This is a genomic window from Achromobacter sp. DH1f (assembly GCF_000633435.1).
Taxonomy (GTDB): Bacteria; Pseudomonadota; Gammaproteobacteria; order Burkholderiales; family Burkholderiaceae_B; genus Achromobacter; species Achromobacter deleyi.
In genome coordinates this window covers 1-809 of the sequence record NZ_AYMF01000136.1, presented here as the reverse complement: position 1 = coordinate 809, position 809 = coordinate 1, and the positions used below count along the sequence as shown (strand labels likewise).

The window sequence follows — 809 nt, the reverse complement described above, 5'->3', positions numbered from 1 at the left end:
GGCATGGGCTACGTGCTGGAACTGCGCGACGGCGAGTCGCCCGAATGAAGTCGCCCGAATGAAATCGTCGCTGAAAACCCGGCTGGTGGCCATGTTCGCGGTGGCGGCGGCGGCGACCTTCGCGTTGACGGGCGTGGCGCTGTACGGCGTGCTGGACCGCCAGCTGGACCGCATCCAGCAGGACGCGCTGCGCACCACGGCGCACGAGGTCAGCTATTCCCTGACCCGCAGCGGCGACCCGGAACGCTGGGGCCGCTTCAAGGCCAAGCTCGATACCCTGACGCCGGCCGACGGCAGCCTGCGCTTCTGGGTGCTGTCCGACGACCCTGCCTATGAATACGGCAAGGGGCTGGCCGACATCGACCGGCTGGAACGCCGCGCCGATGGCTTTGGCAGCATCACGCTGCCCGACCGCGAGAACGCGCTGTTGACCATCACCGTCACGGTCGAACCGTTTCAGCAGCGGCCGCGGGTGCGCCTGATCGTCGGCATGGATTCGGCGCCGTATGCGCACACGCTGCGGTATTTCCTGTGGGCCATGGCGGGGCTGTCGCTGACCGCGATCCTGCTGGTGGGCCTGTTGGGGTTCTGGGTGGCCCGGCTGGGCCTGCGGCCGCTGAACCGGCTGTCGGCCGAGGCCCGGGCGCTGCGGCCCAGCGCCTTGTCGCAGCGCTTGAGCATGGCCGCGTTGCCGGTCGAGCTGGAAGACCTGGCCACGTCCTTCAACGGCGCGCTGGCGCGGCTGGAAGGCGCCTACAACCAGCTCGAGGCTTTCAATGCGGACGTGGCGCACGAACTGCGCACGCCGC

Annotated in this window: 1 protein-coding gene; it reads left to right on the top strand. The window is 69.3% G+C overall.

The genetic code is table 11. From position 1 onward, the window contains the following. Positions 1–58: 58 nt before the first annotated feature. Positions 59–809 (top strand): HAMP domain-containing protein (locus U858_RS0133440; RefSeq protein ID WP_025141390.1); only part of this gene is annotated, 751 nt, incomplete at its 3' end.